Annotated in this window: 22 protein-coding genes; 1 reads left to right on the top strand and 21 read right to left on the bottom strand. The window is 35.0% G+C overall.

Annotation, left to right across the window (positions count from 1 at the left end):
- Positions 1 to 11 precede the first annotated feature (11 nt).
- The 3 genes from AAFN64_RS08250 to AAFN64_RS08240 form a co-directional block, all read right to left on the bottom strand.
- The gene (locus tag AAFN64_RS08250) at positions 12 to 1,265 is read right to left on the bottom strand and encodes a mechanosensitive ion channel domain-containing protein (protein WP_347760085.1); all 1,254 of its coding nucleotides are present in this window, start codon (positions 1,263 to 1,265) and stop codon (positions 12 to 14) included.
- Between the two features lie 9 nt (positions 1,266 to 1,274).
- Entirely contained in the window at positions 1,275 to 1,544 is a 270-nt protein-coding gene (locus AAFN64_RS08245) for a DUF3817 domain-containing protein (protein ID WP_136401480.1), read from the bottom strand.
- A 177-nt stretch (positions 1,545 to 1,721) separates the two neighbouring features.
- A complete protein-coding gene (locus AAFN64_RS08240) occupies positions 1,722 to 2,093 on the bottom strand; it encodes a hypothetical protein (protein ID WP_300492220.1) in 372 nt (123 codons plus the stop codon).
- Positions 2,094 to 2,631: 538 nt separating this feature from the next.
- Here AAFN64_RS08240 and AAFN64_RS08235 point away from each other — a divergent pair.
- A complete protein-coding gene (locus tag AAFN64_RS08235) occupies positions 2,632 to 5,298 on the top strand; it encodes a reprolysin-like metallopeptidase (protein WP_300484704.1) in 2,667 nt (888 codons plus the stop codon).
- Positions 5,299 to 5,390: 92 nt separating this feature from the next.
- Here AAFN64_RS08235 and AAFN64_RS08230 read toward each other — a convergent pair whose 3' ends face one another.
- From AAFN64_RS08230 to AAFN64_RS08145, 18 genes are all read right to left on the bottom strand, one after another.
- Entirely contained in the window at positions 5,391 to 6,329 is a 939-nt protein-coding gene (locus tag AAFN64_RS08230) for a toll/interleukin-1 receptor domain-containing protein (RefSeq protein WP_347760084.1), read from the bottom strand.
- A gap of 596 nt (positions 6,330 to 6,925) precedes the next feature.
- Entirely contained in the window at positions 6,926 to 7,243 is a 318-nt protein-coding gene (locus tag AAFN64_RS08225) for a hypothetical protein (protein WP_347760083.1), read from the bottom strand.
- A 30-nt stretch (positions 7,244 to 7,273) separates the two neighbouring features.
- Positions 7,274 to 8,008: a hypothetical protein gene (locus AAFN64_RS08220; RefSeq protein ID WP_347760082.1), complete on the bottom strand. Its 735-nt coding sequence runs from the start codon at positions 8,006 to 8,008 to the stop codon at positions 7,274 to 7,276.
- Positions 8,005 to 8,706 carry a hypothetical protein gene (locus tag AAFN64_RS08215; RefSeq protein ID WP_347760081.1) on the bottom strand — a complete coding sequence of 234 codons (702 nt, stop codon included), beginning with the start codon at positions 8,704 to 8,706 and terminating at the stop codon, positions 8,005 to 8,007. The genes AAFN64_RS08220 and AAFN64_RS08215 overlap by 4 nt, the downstream gene beginning before the upstream one ends.
- 7 nt (positions 8,707 to 8,713) lie before the next feature.
- Positions 8,714 to 9,571 (bottom strand): T9SS type A sorting domain-containing protein, encoded by an 858-nt coding sequence (locus AAFN64_RS08210; RefSeq protein ID WP_347760080.1) that lies wholly within the window; start codon positions 9,569 to 9,571, stop codon positions 8,714 to 8,716.
- A gap of 25 nt (positions 9,572 to 9,596) precedes the next feature.
- On the bottom strand, positions 9,597 to 10,118 hold the full coding sequence (locus tag AAFN64_RS08205; RefSeq protein ID WP_347760079.1) for a 3'-5' exoribonuclease: 522 nt from the start codon (positions 10,116 to 10,118) through the stop codon (positions 9,597 to 9,599).
- A 12-nt stretch (positions 10,119 to 10,130) separates the two neighbouring features.
- On the bottom strand, positions 10,131 to 11,309 hold the full coding sequence (locus AAFN64_RS08200) for a hypothetical protein (RefSeq protein WP_347760078.1): 1,179 nt from the start codon (positions 11,307 to 11,309) through the stop codon (positions 10,131 to 10,133).
- A 6-nt stretch (positions 11,310 to 11,315) separates the two neighbouring features.
- Complete coding sequence (locus tag AAFN64_RS08195) at positions 11,316 to 12,236, bottom strand: hypothetical protein (RefSeq protein WP_347760077.1); 921 nt, start codon at positions 12,234 to 12,236, stop codon at positions 11,316 to 11,318.
- Positions 12,237 to 12,348: 112 nt separating this feature from the next.
- Entirely contained in the window at positions 12,349 to 12,810 is a 462-nt protein-coding gene (locus AAFN64_RS08190; RefSeq protein ID WP_347760076.1) for a hypothetical protein, read from the bottom strand.
- Between the two features lie 9 nt (positions 12,811 to 12,819).
- Entirely contained in the window at positions 12,820 to 13,332 is a 513-nt protein-coding gene (locus AAFN64_RS08185; RefSeq protein ID WP_347760075.1) for a hypothetical protein, read from the bottom strand.
- Between the two features lie 69 nt (positions 13,333 to 13,401).
- Positions 13,402 to 13,560, bottom strand: coding sequence for a hypothetical protein (locus AAFN64_RS08180; protein WP_347760074.1), 159 nt, complete (start codon positions 13,558 to 13,560; stop codon positions 13,402 to 13,404).
- A gap of 21 nt (positions 13,561 to 13,581) precedes the next feature.
- The gene (locus AAFN64_RS08175; RefSeq protein WP_347760073.1) at positions 13,582 to 14,199 is read right to left on the bottom strand and encodes a hypothetical protein; all 618 of its coding nucleotides are present in this window, start codon (positions 14,197 to 14,199) and stop codon (positions 13,582 to 13,584) included.
- Positions 14,200 to 14,367: 168 nt separating this feature from the next.
- On the bottom strand, positions 14,368 to 15,162 hold the full coding sequence (locus AAFN64_RS08170; protein WP_347760072.1) for a hypothetical protein: 795 nt from the start codon (positions 15,160 to 15,162) through the stop codon (positions 14,368 to 14,370).
- 64 nt (positions 15,163 to 15,226) lie between these two features.
- Positions 15,227 to 15,910 carry a hypothetical protein gene (locus tag AAFN64_RS08165; protein ID WP_347760071.1) on the bottom strand — a complete coding sequence of 228 codons (684 nt, stop codon included), beginning with the start codon at positions 15,908 to 15,910 and terminating at the stop codon, positions 15,227 to 15,229.
- Between the two features lie 57 nt (positions 15,911 to 15,967).
- Positions 15,968 to 16,768, bottom strand: a complete 801-nt coding sequence (locus AAFN64_RS08160) for an SH3 domain-containing protein (RefSeq protein WP_347760070.1) — start codon at positions 16,766 to 16,768, stop codon at positions 15,968 to 15,970.
- Between the two features lie 96 nt (positions 16,769 to 16,864).
- Positions 16,865 to 17,827 carry a hypothetical protein gene (locus AAFN64_RS08155; protein ID WP_347760069.1) on the bottom strand — a complete coding sequence of 321 codons (963 nt, stop codon included), beginning with the start codon at positions 17,825 to 17,827 and terminating at the stop codon, positions 16,865 to 16,867.
- 323 nt (positions 17,828 to 18,150) lie between these two features.
- Positions 18,151 to 18,570 (bottom strand): DUF1801 domain-containing protein, encoded by a 420-nt coding sequence (locus AAFN64_RS08150; protein WP_347760068.1) that lies wholly within the window; start codon positions 18,568 to 18,570, stop codon positions 18,151 to 18,153.
- A gap of 44 nt (positions 18,571 to 18,614) precedes the next feature.
- Entirely contained in the window at positions 18,615 to 19,007 is a 393-nt protein-coding gene (locus AAFN64_RS08145; protein ID WP_347760067.1) for a hypothetical protein, read from the bottom strand.
- Between the last annotated feature and the right edge of the window lie 60 nt (positions 19,008 to 19,067).

Raw genomic sequence — 19,067 nt, 5'->3', positions numbered from 1 at the left:
TTTTTATCGAATTAGTCTTCCGAATAGTCTTTACGATTGCTATTGGATGGTAATTCAAAAATTTCCAGATCGAAATAATTTACCGAAGCAATAATATGATCGAAGATATCGGCCATAATATGTTCGTAATTGATCCAGCGTTTATCCGAAACAAAGGCATAAATTTCAATCGGAATCCCTTTATCCGTAGGTTGTAAATGACGAACCATAAGGTTCATTTCTTTATTAATTCCGGCATGACTTTCCAAATAGCTCGTCAGATATTTTCGGAATAACCCAAGGTTAGTCAGATTTCGACCGTTTATAGCCAATTCTTTATTGATACTGTTATTCGTATTAAATTTTTCAATATCGGACTGGCGGTGATCGATATAAGAAGTGATCAATTGAATTTTCTTAAAATGGTCCATTTCATTCGGATGAATAAACCGAACACTATTTTCTTTTATCAGAATATGGCGTTTAATACGCCTCCCGTTGGAATTTTGCATACCACGCCAGTTTCGGAACGAATCCGAAATAAGACTATACGTTGGTACGGTAGTAGTGGTATTATCGAAATTTTTCACTTTTACCGTCGCCAGGTTGATTTCAATTACATCGCCATCGGCGCCAAATTTATCGATCGTAATCCAGTCACCAATTCGAACGGTATCGTTTACCGTAACCTGTATACTGGCCACTAATCCTAAAATCGTATCTTTAAAAATTAAGATAATAATCGCCGAAATGGCTCCGAAAGTCCCCAATAAGGTTTTAAAATTCGTATCAAACAGAATCAATACCAAATAGGTGATCGCATACACCCAAAGAATGATCATGATAACCTGCGTATAACTGTCAATCGGTTTATCACTAAATTTTGGTTTTTCCTTTAGATAATCCTTTAACGAATTAAAAATACTTCGGATAATCCACAGCGACAGGAAAACCATATACACTTTGACACTTTTTCCGAAAAAGCTTTCCCAGTACACAAAATTTTTAAGGATTACCGGAACGACTTTACTGATAAAGTAGAGTGGGACCAGATGGGCGACATATTTAGCCGTTTTATTGGCCACAAGGAAATCGTCGAAACTCGATTTTGTTTTTTCGGCTATGATAGCCAATATAATAATGAGTAATTTTTTAAAAATATAATCTAAAATATAAGCGATTGCAATCAGGATTACAATGTTGATCGCCAGGTTCAGATACGAAGCCCAGGTATCGCTGAAATCCATGTTTTTCAGAATTTTATATGCCCAATTAAAGATTTTCATATTTTAAAATTACAGAATTTTTTTTTCAACATAAAATGTTCCGAACGGAATTACCGAAGCAACACAAACAATAAGGTATTTTTTTAGCGACCAGTTTTCTTCCATTTTAAGCATACTGGCCAAAACGATATAACCGATAAACAATAATCCGTGAGCCATTCCAACCATACGAACCATTTCCGGCTTGTCGTACATATATTTTAAAGGCATGGCTACAAATAAAAGCAGCAGGAGGGAGATCCCTTCCAAAAAGGCAATGATTTTAAAGAAACGCAACATTATTTTAGTATTAAATAGTTGATAATGAGTTATAAAAAAACCGGCTGAATATCCGGGTTTTGTTGCGCCAAATGTATAACAGAAAAGCAGAAAATTCGTTAATTATTCACTAAAAGATATAAAAAAACTGTACTATTTTAAGTACAGTTTTATATTATGTAAAATAGGAATTTATCCTTAAAAAGCCAAAAACGCTTTGTTGTATTCTCTTAAATCAGAGATATTGTTTTTGTTTTTCAAATCCGAAAATAATGAAATAAGATATTCCAGACTTTCAAGATCGGTTTCTTCCGGTCTTACGATTTCTGATTCATTTTCTTCAGAATCTTCAAGAGGTTCATCATCCGGAATAGCAATTAAAAATGCGTTATATTCTTCAATATGTTCGTACGTTAAACGTATCGCTTTAACGAGCACAGGATTTTGTTCGTCCAAAGCTAATTCGCGTAATTTTTTTAAATCTCCAATTAATGTCTCGGCATCAAATCCTTTTTTGAACAGGTCAAGTTGGATTTTATTAATTAATTTTTGTGCATTCGGATTTTCCACAGTACTATCAGTTGAATTTTAGGTTGCATTTTTTATAGGTATGCAAAAATAAGGTTTTATATTTTTTTTACTAACAAAATCTGATATTTTTTCAATAGGCACAGTAGAAATAATACTAAAACACTAATTGTAAAATGATCAAGATAGCCATATAATTCAGATTTAAAACATGAACTATAATATACATTATGTAAAATAGTAAATTAAATAGATCTATGCTTTCGATCTCCATATCAAAAACAACATGATAACTAAACGCATAACTCCCCTTAAAATTAAAAGATACTTTTCATAATTCTTATCATACTGGTGCGTATAAATAAATCAAATTTGAAATGTTGTAATAGACTGAAATCATTAATAAATTTTACGCTCTGAATAATATAGAATGGACTTTTATAACATAAAAAAGGACCAAAATCACTGTAAAACAGAATCCATTTTTAGTTAAAAATCAATATTAAAATTAACATATTAAATTAAAAAATGTATTTTTATGACAAATAACTAAATAACAACTGTAAAAAATTAAAAACTAATGAAAAAAAAGCTACTCTATGTCGCGGCCAGTTTCTGTCTGTTCGCATCATCGTATGGTCAAAGTTCATTTTGGACTAAAGTCAGCCCCGAGCGGTTGAACATGTATGAAAAACTGGAACGAGCCTCACAACCTCAGAATTTCCAGCTGTTTTCACTTGACCTTCCGGCATTAAAAGCAAAATTGGAAACAGCACCGATGCGTTCCAATGCGGCTTCAGCGCTAACGCTCTCCTTCCCTGCACCAAATGGCAAAATGGAGAATTATCAGATTTATGAATCACCGGTAATGGAAGCCGAATTGGCGGCAAAATATCCGGGAATCAAATCCTATATTGGTAAAGGTATCGAAGATCCAAGTGCAACGATCAATTTTAGTGTAACCCTTTTTGGATTACACACGATGACATTGTCCGGAAAAACAGGAACCTCTTATATCGATCCGTTTACTAAGGATTTAAAAAACTACATTATCTATAGTAAAAAGGATTTACTACCGAACCGCGCTTTTACCTGTATGGTACAGGATGATCACGAAGCCGTTTCCGGAAGGTTGATCAACAATCCTGAAACCGCTATGGCTAATGACGGAAAATACCGCGTGTATCGTTTGGCGATGGCTTGTACAATCGAATATGCGGCTTATCATGTTAATGCGGCTGGTTTAGGCGGTGGTACGACTGCTCAGAAAAAAGCAGCGGTTTTAGCAGCGATGAACGTAACCATGACACGTGTAAACGGTCTTTACGAAAGAGATATGTCATTACATATGAATATCGTAGCAAATAATGACTTGATCATCTATATTGACAGTGATAACTTCACCAACTCACCACAAATGATCAATGAAATCCAGCCTATCGTAGATGCGGCTATCGGAGCAGCAAACTATGATATCGGTCACGGAGTATGTACTACCGATTCGGGTATTGCGCAGTTAAACTCCCCATGTTCGTCTACTAAAGCCAGAGGAATCACTGGTCAGCCAAATCCGGTTGGAGATCCGTTTGATATCGATTATGTAGCACACGAAATGGGTCACCAATACGGTGCAACTCACACTCAAAACAATGCTTGTAACCGTACCGATGCCACTGCAGTAGAACCTGGAAGTGCCAGTACGATTATGGGATATGCCGGAATTTGTGCACCTAACGTACAAGATCATTCCGATGCTCATTTTCATGCGGTAAGTATCGCTCAGATGCAAACATTTGTAAACGCCGGCGGTAGCTGTGCCGTGACAACCAATAACGGTAATGCCGCTCCAGTGGTGAATGCCGGTGCCAACTTTACCATTCCTTACGGAACCGCTTTTATATTAAAAGGAAGTGCTACCGATACTGCCGGGGAATCGCTTACGTACTGTTGGGAACAAACCAATAATCAGGTATCCACACAACCGCCTGTAGCTACGGCTACTTCAGGTCCTAATTTCAGATCGTTACCGCCATCAACGTCACCAAACCGTTATATGCCGCGTTTCGAAGATGTTTTAGCCGGAAATCTTACGCCAACATGGGAAGTTGTTCCGAATGTAGCGCGTACCATGAATTTTGCTTTAACTGTTCGCGATAACCGCGCTCCTAATGGAGGTCAGACCGGACGTGGCGATATGACCGTAACGTTTGCCAATACAGGGCCGTTCCGTATTACATCGCCTGCAACGGCTAATGTTTCATGGGATAAAGGTTCATCACAGACCGTTACCTGGGATGTAGCCGGTACAACAGCAAACGGAATCAATACTGCCAATGTAAACATTCTGATGTCTATGGATAACGGAGCTACCTTTACGACGTTGGTAGCCAACACGCCTAACGATGGATCGGAAGTGATCACCGTTCCAAATACTGCGGCACCTTATTGTCGCATTATGGTAGAAGCCGTTGGAAATATTTTCTATGCATTGTCTAAAAACATTGCTGTAGGTTATACCATTACAAATGCCTGTCAAACATTTACCAACAGTACCGTTAGCGCTATTCCGGACGGAACAAATCCGAACGTAGCGACACCTGGTCCAACATTGACTTCAAATCTGAATGTTACTACCGCACAAACCCTTACGGATGTAAATGTAAACGTAAACGTTACACACCAATGGATCCGTGATTTGGTAACCAAAGTAAAACACCCTGACGGAACAGAAGTAATCTTAGGAAACCGTATTTGTAATGATCAGGATGGTTTTAACATCACATTTAACGACGGATCACCAAACATTGTGTGTACAGCTCCTATCACCAGTGGTACTTTTTCACCAAATCAACCGTTGGCTGCTTTAAACGGTAAAGCTTCAAACGGTAACTGGCAATTATTGATCAATGACTATTTCCAGGGTGATACCGGAAATTTAAACTCATGGTCGGTAGAAGTATGTTACCAGACGGCTGTTTTAGGTACGGAAAGTTTTGGTTTACAGGATTTCGCAATTTTCCCGAATCCAAACAACGGTAACTTTACAATCTCGTTTAAATCGGCTTCTGCGAATGAAATCAAAGTAAACGTACACGATATCCGTGGAAGAGAGATCTTTAACCAGTCGTTCCAGAATACCGGTTTATTTAACCAGAACCTGGAGCTACGCAACGCTCAAACCGGAATCTATCTTGTAACCGTTCAGGATGGTGAACGTAAAGAAGTTCAGAAAATCGTAATTAAATAATTTTAAAAACAAACCCGACAGGTTTTTAAAATTTGTCGGGTTTATACAAAAAACCGGCTGCCTATAATAGGCAGCCGGTTTTTTATATTTTTCTAATTTAGAATAGTATTTTGTGTTATATCATCTCTATTTAATTTTGACAAATGTAGTATAGTCGTAGCTAATTCTGTAAGCGGTTTTCCCTCCCATTTTTCAGTGTCCATATTAATATACTTAGCTGAACCAAAAAAATCGGGTAATAGTTTTTCAGGATTATCTTTTATAATGGGAATTACGGTTTCACGCGATCTACCTTTAAAAATTTTGTTTGAAAGTATCGTAATTTCATATCCAACACCTCCAACGTTACTCTCATCGTTTGCTTTTTGAGTGTAAACATCAGAGCACACACATAGACAAATCGGGAATTTCATTCCTCTTTCCATGAACTTAGTTATCGACTGTCCTAATTTTAAATCATTCTGATCAAGAATAGCTTTGATTTGTCTTCTTGCTAATTCCTGTGCTAATTTATTGACCCATTTTACGTGGACATCAGACAGCCAGGTATACGAAATAAAAACAGTCGTAATTAAATCTTCTGCTTTGATGATATCGATACCGTTTCCCCAGTTCGAACGATAAAATAACGCTATTGTATCCTTTGATCTTTTTTGCCAGGCCATTCTTGCCGGAGACCATAATTCAATTTGCATATCTAATGTTTGTCGATCAATATCATTTGGTAACTCGATTTGTACGCAAAAATCTTTTTCACCTAGGGCTGGTACATCAACAATTCTCAATGCTTCTTTTTCTCCGTCGCTAAAATCGCGATCCGTATCTATAGCAATGACTCCATGTTGATTTTCAGCATTGGCAAGCTTAATGATTAAATAGGTTGTAGCTTCTATTTCATCATTATTTTTTATGGTTCCGGAAATTTGAAATGAACCACCCGCCTCAATAATATAGCTGGATTTTTCTAAATTTTCAATATGAAAGTGAGCAAAATGATGTAACGACCATTGCGAACCAAACTGATTTTCCATAAAAACGTTCATTAAAGATTTTAAAATTATTAAATCAAATTTTGTGGCAAAATTGAATTAAACAATATTAAAAAAATCTCATTTTGAAGTTTTTACTTTATTTAAAACAAAATACATTTCAAATTGAGATCAAATTGTTCCCGTTAAAATTAAAGTTTTTTTCTTCCAGACAAGCATTGTGTGAGTTAAGAAATCCGTAATTGTAGTAAAAAATGGTTTAGAGTTATTGATTACAACCATCAATGAGATAGTTTGTTCAACGTTAAGGAATGCTAAAACCGGAATTAAATAATTTTAAATAGCAAACCCGACAGGTTTTTAAAACCTGTCGGGTTTAAATATAAAGTATTCACGGCCTACATCATCCAGTACCTTTTTCATAGCGTTATGCTTTAGTTACCTATTATATGTCCGATAAAAACAGGCTTTCTATAATGGGCAGCCTGTTTTGATTTTATATATTATTCAACTAAAAATCTTTTCTCAGTCTTATCCCTAACAAAATTCCACTAATTAGGGTAGGAAAAAATCCAAATAGAAAAATTAAAAACAATGGTTTAAGAAAATAATCAAACAGCTCATTTTTCAAACAATATTCATTTCCATATGGAAGGCCTTCCTGAATAAATCCTAACTGTAGAACCCAATAGGATTCCCAAAAACAGAACACCAAAAATGGAGAGAATTCCATGTCCAATAGTATATTTATTCTTTTTGAATTTATACAGATTTTGACCTATTACATAGCCTGTAGCATATAATCCCGTAATTCCGATTAAAAAATTAAGTAAAAAATCGATAAAAAATTCTAGTAATGCTGTAAAATCAAAATCAATTAAAATCAGCATAATCAAAATGGCAATTAGCAGATTTATCGTAATTACTCTAAAAATATACTTTGTTTCTTGTTTCAAAATTTTATAATTTAAAATTCCTATACGTATTTACCAATACTTAATTTTTCGTGTAATGCTCATGATTAATGTTTTATTTGAATCGTAAATATTCTTTTCGATCCAATTATTCTTAGGATCGTATTTATACACTGACGTTTGTATGTTAAGTGTTTTTCCGTCCATATCTTTTTCTACAACTTCAATAATATCGTTATTGGAATTGTACGTATAGAATGCCTGCTTTTTAATTCCGGCTTGTGTTGTAGTAATAACAGCGGCTAAATCGTTTTTATATTCTATTTCCCAGGATTGGACAAGTTTTCCGTTTTTAAACTCCTCTCCTCTATTGGAAAGACACGGCGAATGATCATATAAAATGATTGTCTCGCTGTTTTCATTCTCTTTATCGACAGTGATTTTTTCAATCCGATTATTTTTATTTTTGACAATACTGCTTTTCGATACTACTTTTCCTTTTGCCGTTTCTGTTATTTCCTTAATAATATTATCGTTATCGTATTGAAATTCTTTTTTATAAAAATGTCCCTCTCGATCCATTTCTTCTACCGATAAGGTATAGTCGTTCTGATTGAAAGTATATAGAATCTTTGTTTTATAGCTAATCGGATATGCATCTTGCGCCGGAAAAGATACATTTTCTTCTACCTCGTGTACGCCACCTTTAAGATTATAGTCGTTATTACATTTTGGTAGCGGGCATTCGGATTTTTTGCAATTGATAAATAGGGAAAAGAAAATTAGTAGTGGTAAATAATGTCTCATAAAATTGGTTCCTGTTTTGATGGTTTTTCGCAAATAATCCAGTCTATAAACGGAAACTTCGATTTATTGGATAAATTGATCAAATCGTCTTCATCAAGGACAAGTCTAAGAAAAGTAATCTGATTTTTCTCCTTTAGTTTTATGGATTTATCATCTTTCCTTTTGATTAAAACTTTATGGATCTTTTGTGTTTTATAATCAAATGCTCCATCTAATGTTACTAATATCCAGTTTTTCTCATTTTCTAACGAAATCCGTTCGGTTATAGTACCACTTATTGGCAAAATATCTTCTAAAGTTCCATCTCTGAATTTTTTAAGTGTAAGACGTTTTCCAACCAAACTTGCCGTTTCAAGAATTTTAACACCTCCTAACATTAGAATTGCTAAAACATTAATATTTAATCCAATATCTCCATTATTCAATCCCAATGTAAAACCTAATTTAAAGCTTAAACCTTGAGATAAATCAAAAAAAGGATCTATGATTACTATTTGTACAATAATCCAGATGTATATTAGTTTTACTGCATTTGCTTTTTTTAGAAAAAATAAAACGGAACCGATTATTCCGATTAATGAATTTAAAATTGATATAGAAATCAAATTATGAACATGATTTGAAATGTTCAGTACACTTAAAAGGATTACTACAATCGGTAAAATCGTTTCTGTTGAAAAACTGTTTTTTGTAGTCATTCTTTATTTAATTCGTTAGTATGATTTTATTTGTTGCCATTATTTTTCCGCTTTCCTGTATTCGTACAAAATAAATACCGCTGTTTAGGTTGTCTCTTCGAACGGTTATAGTGTTTCCATTTACATTTGTGAGTTCTCTGACCAATTGTCCGATGGAATTAAACACTTTTATGGTTGCGTTCTTAAAATCGGATGGTGCCGTTATATAAAGCTCGGTTGTAAACGGATTTGGAGCATATTGAATGTCACGGCTTTTAAAAGATAATTCGTCTACACTTAACATCGTACAATCGGTTGCTGTAGGCTGACCGTTTGCCAGATTATGATTGTATATATTGACGCCATTTTGTGCGCTACATGTCAGATAAATATACGGATCGGAAGGCATTTCATAGGATGGTCGTAATGGATGCTGACTACTTCCTACACCTTCAATCCAGTTTTCGCTAAAAAAGCCATTATCTAAAAAGAACTTTCTTCGTGTACCTCCATTTACCGGAATGTTTGTAATTGAAATTACGGTATACGTACTTCCGTTCCCCAAGGTAATCGTATTGGAAACCTGAAGACTAAAATCGTATAGAATTCGGTCAACCCCTCCTATATTTCGGTATACTTTTTTGGTAGCGACATCTTCACGTAAATACGTATCGGAATTGGTCGTCGGATCAAAGAATTTCTTATAAGTGTATGATCCAATTACGACATCAGTGCCGGGATTAATAATTAAATTAGAGCTACCTCCAAAGTTGGCACTAACAATATTCCAGGAGGAATTGTTTAGCATCGGGATATACGCCTGTGAAAAAGCATTTCCTGCTAATGCGGTTAAAAAGAGAACTATAAAACGTAATTTTTTGCTCATAATTTGTCTATTTAGTTGTGTTATTTTACTTCAAACTAATCTTTAAATCAAACGTTTTTTTGATCGTTAGTAACGCTTCTGCATTCCCTTTGGCATCGTCTACGGGATGATGGGTGTGTTTGGTGACCCGTAAATGTTTAAAATTCTGAAACATATCTTTAACCACACCTTTATACAAACTTCCCAGATTTTGCGAACTATGTCCAAACGGATTTCGCTCTAGAAAATGATGAAAATACCAACAAATAAACATCCAGTCAAAACCGTTATTATCGCTAATAAAAACCGCTTGTCCTTTTGAATGTTCCTTAATCCAGTCGGCAAAATCCTGCATGACTTTTTGAGGTGCGTCAAAACCTAAGGTTTCTTCCCGGCTAAATCCGGAAACCGCTAAAGCTTCGGGAATCCATTTTTCCGAAATTGGTTGTAACTGACCATAAAAGGTTTTGTCCAAATGTTCATCAACCAAAACCGCTCCAAATGAAATCATCGAATAATCCCCCGGAATCGGTCCGTCGGATTCTATGTCTACCATTATATAACTCATCTCTTTTACTTTTTAATCTTCCGGATATAAATCTTCCTTGTTTAAATAATCTTGTAATTCCAGCTCGGTATATAGAATTTTATGATCCGGGTTTTTAGTATAGTTACCACACACCGGTACGTATTTATCGCCCTCGATTACCTCCCAATTGATTTGTTTGTGTTTTAAATACCATCTTTTTTCTTCGTTTTCATCTTTACCATCCTGCGTTTTCCATTGTTTGTGATAGGCCGACCAGGATTCGCTTTCGCAGCATTCGCATCGATCGAAGTAAACCGCTTTATAACCGCAGATTTCACAAAATTCCGGGTTTTCGAAATTTTTGATGTAGTTGTAGTCCAGCCCCGGAAAGCCTTTAGGAATATGATTCAAAAAAGAACCAAAACCTGTAACGTAGTTTGCTATATATATCGTACCGGTAGGCCAGCCTGAGTGTTCTATATATGGTTTTTTTAATTCAATTTTTAAAAAACGATGTTTATCGCTATAATCTAAATCCTTGTCGAACAAAGCCTTTTTTATATTATTCCATTCATAAAATTTGTCATTATGTATAAAACCGTTTTCCTGAATCGTAACTTCACCGCGGTTTTCTACATAATGCTCCTGACACGCCACATAGTCCCAACTGGAATTATACCGGATTTCTCCTTTTTTACCACAGGTTTCACAAACTTTTTCAGATTTGTATTCGTATTCCTCCAGAATAATCTGAATAGGATCTTCGTATTTGCATTGCGTGTAAAAACGCAAGGAGGCATACTTCTCTTTAATACAGGAAACGCTCCTATCCCATCCCTGCTGGTCTAATTCCTGAAGCATTTCAATGAGTAACGGATGCCATCCCTGTCGGATTTGCAATTGGATTCCGTTTAAATCGGCCAGCTTTCTTAAATCATATGAGTTTAGTTGATCATTAATGATAAAGTCGTCCAGATTGGTGCATTCTTTATTTACAAATTCGGCATCTTTATAGAAGTCGACTTCCGGTTTTTTTTCCTGAGACAGGTTATCAAGAGAATAGTGTTCGATCGTTGCACCGTTGGCTTTTGCGATTCGTTCCTGAATGTTGTCTATTAAATCCTGATGCTCTTTTTTAATTTTGGTTTTGTACAAATACGGGTTCAATATGCTATAAATAGCTATAAAAGAAATTAATAGTCCGATAATAATGGCTACAGTAAGTGTCATTTGATTTTAAAGTTCTCTTTTTTTAGAATAACGATGTATATTCAATCGGATTTCTACTAAGTCATCCATATATTTTTTTCCTTCTTTTCGGAATCGTGTAATCTGATTTTCGTTTAATTCAATTTGCTCATTATACCCGGATCTAATATCCAGATACCATTTAGCATTAGCAATAAACACAGAATATTGATCATCTTCTACCACATTTATGTTTTCTGTTAGAATACTGTACTTTTGATCATTGTTTAATTCCAAATCATTTTCCAGATGAAAATAATCGGTTAAAAGGTTTTGAAAGGTATATAGCGAACTTTTTGGAATCGAATTTTTAAGAATTATTTCGGTTTTATGTCCTTTATAATAAATGATTTTTATACCACTACTTTCCATGTCAATATAACTTAGTACTGATTCTGATGCATCGGAAAATTCGTAGATCCACTTTCTTACAGACATTGACTCTTCCAACATACAACTCATTCCTGATGTAACACCTTGAAAATTAAATTCAAATATTTGAGAATTTGACAGCTTTAGTATAGAGGCCTTAAAATAACCTACACGAATTTTTCCTTTTCCATCATAAAGCTCATTAAACTGTTCTTGGAAGTGTTCCAAATAGTTTTCATTATAAATTGGCCCTAAATAATAATCCATCAATTTGGGCTCTAAATCTAGCAGTAACGAAGTGCTATAATATAAGGATTGAAAATTGTCATTTATAGCAATGCTTTCATTTATCTCTATTTTATTAGTCTGTCCATAACCTTTTAACCGAAAATGAGATCCATTACATGGAATTGGATCATCATCTACTAAAACCGTAAGTTGATCGTTATCTTTACTCGTATTTTCGAACAACCATTGTAAGCTTTTGCTTAAATTTTCTTTCTTAATATAAATTCTGACTGAATAATATAACCCCATACATTAATATAATTATAACTATTTTTTTACCGGTTTGATAGGCTAAAAATAGTTTTTTTCTCTCAATTATGACATTTTAATTCAAAATCGGGTTTTACAAAAAAGAATAAAGCTACCAACCCGGCCCGTTTTTATGCAAACAAGGTTCGGCAATTTTCCCTAAATCGTTGTATTCCATAGGCGGTTCCTCATTTTCGGCCAGTTGGTACATTCGATAAAAAGCTTCAAAATAATCGGGATTTAATTCGGAATAGGCCGCTCCTTCATTAAGAAGACGTATTCTGCCCTTTCCTATCGCTTTCCAAAAAAGCACTTGATTTTTGGGCGTTAAACTTCGCGTATCCAAATACCGGTTTGTCCAGTCATCCAATCTTGAATTGTAAAATCCATAACCGCTGTCGCTTTCCAATTCCTCATTTTCTACGGGTATTTGTAATTCCAGCCATTGGGCTAACGGGATACCATCCGGAATGATTTTTAATTCATTAATGGCAATTTTAAGAATAGAATCATAGCCTGTCCAGCGTCTCGAAAAACATCTGCCATCTTTATAAATTATAAAACAACTTGCCATTTCTTTTTGCTATAAAGTTAAAAAAAATACATGCTGCGATAACTCCAGACATGCTAATAGTGTTGTAATTATAAGTACCCCTATCATAATCCGGTTGTTGATACCATAGACCGCACGCATATTCTTATTGCACAACATCACTATTATGGTTAAAAAAAACAGCGATAACAAAACATAAGCGATCATTACCAGTGTAGCCGGACCGTTTTTAAACAGCATCGATACAGACGTTATTATAAAGCGAATGAAAGTTCCAATGTTTAAAACGGCTGCATGTGTTGCATACAAGGCTAAGAGAAACCAACCAAGTGTCTTTTTGATATAGAACAAGACGATTCCTGACGGAAGAACCACTAACGATAGCAACCATAAAACGGTTTCGAGATCCCATTTGGACATTATATAGGCGAATACAACAAGCGGTTCGCTCCATTCACCGTAAGATTTTAAAACAAAAATCCCGATAAAAAACAGCGACACAATTTTTATGTTGTTCCTTACGATTGGTGATTCTTTTTGCATAGAAATGGTGGTATTGAACTGTTTTTTTGAATGTCTTTCACGTTGCTTTCTGTTTTACTTTTTTTATATTTAGTTTACAAAATACGCGTTGATCACAATTTCGCAAGGGGTTTCATTCCCCACTATTCTTGCCGGGCCAACCAATAGTTTTCCCAGTATGGGATTATAATACAACTCCATAACCAGTAATAGAACTAACGGAATTAAAAGTAAAACTGATTTTTTCATTTGTCTTTATTAAAGTGCACTTTACTCTATATAATCCGGATTGTTAAAGGTTAGCTTTTGAGGTTTTAGGACTTCTTTAAATTTTCCTTCCCGGGTATCTATTTCCCAAATTCGGTAAACTTTTGTGATCACCGGTTTTTCATTATCTTCATATTCGGCTAAATACATCTCTTTTTCATCATATTTATCATTATCCGGACGGTTCAGATAAACCGTAGAAAACCTTCTTTTCTTATTTTTTCCGGTTCCATTTATTTCGTCGACTATTACATAGGGTCTATTCTGTGTTTCGGGAGCATCCAGAAATTGTTCTAATACGACTTTACTTTTTCCATTCCAGCATTGTTCTATATTTTTAGTAAATATCGCTACAGCATAGCGGTCGGTTTCCGAATCGTTTTCGACTAACGTGCCACTGCATTCAAATATAGGATACGCTTCTATTTCTTTCCCTTCTTTATCGATAAAAGAAGTGTCGAGTATGCTTTTTTCTTCATTTGGTGTTACGGTTGTGGTTTCTTTTTTAATGCTGTCGGTAACGTTTGTTGCCGTTTTCGGTTCGGATTGTCCGTTTTCTTTTGTATTGCAACTGAAAACAAAAAACAGAATTAAGCCCGTTAGTCGTAAATAGTGTTTCATTTTTTTTAATTATGTTTTTTTTGTTGAATATGTTATTCAATTCTAATTCTTTTAGCTTTGGTATGGTGCCAGATATTGTACTATCAACAACTTTCATTATAGTATTTATGACAACAACAATATAGGTATGAAATTGTAATTTCATGATTTACAACAATATAATTCATACTATTCCTCTAAATAAGTTTTGATTTCCGCTTCGGCATTTTCGTCGGGAATTAAATGAACAATAATTGGTCTTTTGTTCTTTTTATATAAAAGTACACTTACATTATTATTGTTGATGAGTTTATAGGTATCGATCGTAATTTTTTGGTTGTTTTCGATCGGAAAGGTTACAAACCGGTTTTTTAAGCTGGTTACTTTAATATGGCGTTTTTCAAACGATTCGGTAAGTTCTGCTAAATACCAGCCATAATCGTCCGATGCAGTAAAATAGGCATCGGCTTCCGGAGAATCTTCGTCGGCAAAGGTTCTGGTTTCCTGTTCTAAAATAACCAGTTGTGTATCGGTTATGGTAGTACTCTTTTTATTTTTTTCCGGTTCCGAATACGAAATAACCGACATTTCATGCGTAATCGGTATTCCTTTTATAATTTTCCAGCCCGACTCAATACGCCCGGTCAGGTCTTCAAAAAACCTAATAGTGTCGTTCCCATTGGCAATAGCATAATTGTCATAATCTTTATACCGGTAGGCCGTTTTCAGTTTTTGCAACTGACCTATAAAATCGCCGTCAAAATCACATCGGGCACAACTTTTAACCTCGCCATTTTTTAAATACAATATCGAACCGCCATTTGCAGAATACAAGTGGTTTAACTGACTTCTATCAGGGGTTTCCTTTTTTTCGGTATCGGTTGTATTAACAACACTTTCCGGTTGTTCTGCGGTTTTATTTTCCTGATTTTTTGCACAGGAAAGTACTAAAAATACAAGGCTTAGGATTATTATTTTTTTCACAGTTTTTTACTTTACTTATTATTAAATTATGATTAATATGTATAACGGCTTTACTTTCCAGCTTTTAACACAATTCAAACCAAAGTGTCATATAATCCAATTTTCCGTTTTTAAAATAAAATAGAAATGCGTCTACCCGATCATTATCGGTATAGATCCGAAAAATCGGTTCATCGGAATCGTTCGTTTTTTCGGGTGCTACATCCGGGAACTTCTTGCGAAACATCGCTACTGTTGTGTTTTGATCGAGTACGATCTGATGCGATAAAATCCGGAACTGATTGTTCTTTGCCGGTGTCCTTTCGAATAATACAATATGATTGTTGGTGTGGAAAACCCTGCCTTTAGAAAAAAGAGTGGCTATTTTACCGTTGAATCGTGCAAAATCTTCCATTTCTTTATCTTTCCCATATGTTTTGATCATCCATTCTTCATCCAACCACACAAATGGATTTGCGCATTCCCAGATGTCTGCCCTGGTAGAATCGATCGTAGTACCGTATAACGAATCAAATTCACTTTTAGGCAGTATCAGTTTATGATTATTGATCGATACGTTTTCGATTGCAAGGACATTCGAATAGTAAATTGATTTTACTGTAGGTTCCGTTTTTTTTACCACAGCTTCTTTTTTACCTTCTGTTCCGGTGGTCGAATTAAGAGTGTGCCCTTTTTCTTCTGTTTTGGATTGACAGGCTATTAAAGCTATTGTAATTGTTAGAAATAATATTCGTTTTTTTAGTAACATAGGATTAAAGCATAGTGTTTTGGATGTTTGTAATCTTCAATTATCAGATTCGAATTCTTAACAGCCCTTGATATAGCTCCAGATGTTCGGTTCTCCGTTATCGTCAATAATTTTTAGCCAGCCTTCTGTTTGTTCCACTGTGTTTTCCGACTCACTTAACTCGGTATCGCAGGGATGCTCTTTATATTTTGTGATGTTTACCTTACACCATTGTCCCGAAACTTTTTCGGAAAGTTTGATTTCCAACAGATCACCGCGGATCGTACGAATCACTTCGCTGTTGCTGTTGGGTTCTTTCCGCAATTTTAAACCGGGTTCGTTAGCATAATATCCTAAAACAGTAGTGCGCTCTTTTAGCAGATGTTCCATCCAACTAACCGTTTTAAACCCTTTACGATTTATTTCGTCCATGTGTAGCCAATAGCTTCTCCGACTGTCTAGAACCCGTACATATCCTGTTATCTTATCGTTATAATTAATCGCAAATAGGTCATAACCGATTTCTTTATATTCTTCGGTTTCAATTAACTGTTTTCCTTTTTCCGAAATAAAATAGAGTCCATATGGTGATTGATCATCATCTTTATTGATTTCCCGCTTTAGTATTCCAATAGCTTTGCCGCCGGGTTTGTCATACACTGTAAAACCCGATTCGGGCGATACTACACAACAATATTGTTCTGATTCCCGTAAACTGTCAACAACAGGTAAAATAAGTCCGGCCTCTTGCGTTTTTTTAACTGGTGTTGCAGCTCTTGTATCAACTGCTTTTGCTGTCTTTGTTTCTTTTTTTTCATGTGAGCTATTACAGCCTATCAGGAATAAAAAAGAGAATACCACTAAATACTTTGTTTTCATAGGATTAGGAAGCGATTATGCCTTGTATTTAATTATATTTTTTTTGTATTGTTCTTATCTTACGGTTTGCTAACGTTATTGGATTATCATTTCTTCTTATTCCCGCTCCATTCTAAAGTACTTCGCAGAAAAAACATATTCGACGTTATTCGTATAGCTATTTACCCATTCCGGATAATAATATTCGGCATAAAGAATGTTATTTTTGATTTTGTATTTGGCAAATGGTTTTCCGATTTGCGGTACCTTTTTTAATCCGAACGTTTCGCTTGTCCGATTATTGAAATTACAATCCATATCGTCACTCCAAATCATGATAAACTCAGTATCGCTAATCTTTTTTACCGGATAGTCGTACCGGCATTGTTCGTGGTATACAATTCGCATCGAAGTACTGCCAATATTAAGTGTGACAATCCCACCAGCCCACAACCCTCTAAAATTTTCGGGTTCTTTTTCCTTAGTATCCTTACCTGTTAACCGGATTTCGGTCATCATCCATTTGTTTTTTTCCTTCTTTAAAAATACAGTCGATAACTGCTGTTTGTCATTTCCACTTATATCATTGGCAATATAAATAGCAACCGAAGCAGTAGTATCGTTAATTTTTTTTACATTCTGAGTCCAGAATTTGGCGGCCGGATCCTCACTTCCGAGCCAGTTCATCGTATATAAGTACGAACAGTAACGACCGGGATCGTACACTTGCGCATTTTGATATTCTTCATATTCGAAGTTTTCAATAAACTCCGCACAGCTCTGAAGCCGGGCTCTCTCGCTTCGGATAAATTGTTCTGAAATCGTTCCCAAATTGCGAAGGGTTTTAAAATACGATACGGTATCCATGACGCAATAGCCATTTTTTCCTTTTACAATTTCGCAATTCGGAAAATCATTTTTAAAATACCAGTCGTAAAAAGAACGACCGCTTTGTTCAATAGCTTTTAATTCTGTTTCGGTAGTGTTATCCGTTACTGTGGTATCGCTATTTTCTGTTGTTTTGGAAGTACAGCGTATCAGTGTTACGGTTATGATCAAAAGTAAAATCAGTTTTTTCATTCGAATTTGGTCAGGAAATAATACCCGTGTTTTAAAAGTTGTAATTATTTGGAAATAATTCTAAAAAAGAAGCTTTAAGTTCCAATACTGTCAATACTGTTGTTATAAGTACCCCTATCATTATCCAGTTGTCGATACCATAGACCGCACGCATATTTTTTGTTACACAACATTACTATTATGGTTAATAACAATACATAAGCCATTATTAGCAGTATAGCCGGACCGTTTTTTAATAGCATTGATACAGCGTTCCATATTTATAACGCTACTAAAAGTGTCCCTGTTTAAAACAGCTGCATGTATTGCATACTGTAATTCTATTATTCCTGCTCCAATCGATCCCGAATAACCTTTTCGAGTATATCGATATTAATATCCTCTAATTTCCTGAATTTAATACAATAACCACTTATACGCGCTTTTCCAAGTTTTTCACCATAGGTTCGCACTAAATAAGTTTTATCCTCGATTCCCATTATATAAACCGAAATCCCGCTAGTGTTGGCACTGATTCCAACCTTATAAAACTCTCTGGTTTTTCCACCGGTATGCATGGTTTGTGATCCGTAGCCTATATTCGGATTCGAAACAACCTTGCCTTCACTGTTTTTACCGTCTAAAAACCATAATTGAAACGTTAGCTGTAATTCCAGTATGGTTTGATGCAACGCTTTCATTTCGCTGCGTTTCGCTTCGGGTAAGCTAGAAATATAGGTGTGGATTTGGCTTTCTATAGTCATTTAATATAATACTAGTATATTGTTTTAAAATCAGTTACGATTGTTTATTTGATCAAAATTTTAAACTGATGCGTCCAAAATGAATTGTCCTTATTGCGAACAGAAACAAAGACTTTTAAAGTGTCATTTTTGATAAGCGCTTTTTGGGGCGTAATCTCCCAAATGCTTTCCGTATTATTTTCATGGGCACCTTTTAGCAACCTCAATCCCGGAGCGATTAACCGTAGTTTTCGCGGATCTATATTTTCTGTTTTTACTGTAAAACTTGTTTTGGTATCCCAATTAAAATGTTTCGCTCCATTTTCGATTTCTAAAACTACTTTTTGATTGTCTTTTTGAAACAGAAACGGATTATCCTGTATTATTTTCCGGTCTATAAATGAAAATTTCTGAAAGCCACATACGATAAAACAAAGAAGTAAAAAGCTTTTTTTCATTTGAATTTGGTTTGTTACGGGTTAATTTATACCGCTTTAAAAGAAATTAAACCCATCCGT

It is taken from the genome of Flavobacterium sp. CAU 1735 (assembly GCF_039888695.1).
In the GTDB taxonomy this organism is placed as follows: Bacteria; Bacteroidota; Bacteroidia; order Flavobacteriales; family Flavobacteriaceae; genus Flavobacterium.
The sequence above is the reverse complement of the archived record's forward strand: the minus strand, read 5'-3'. Positions and strand labels throughout refer to the sequence as shown.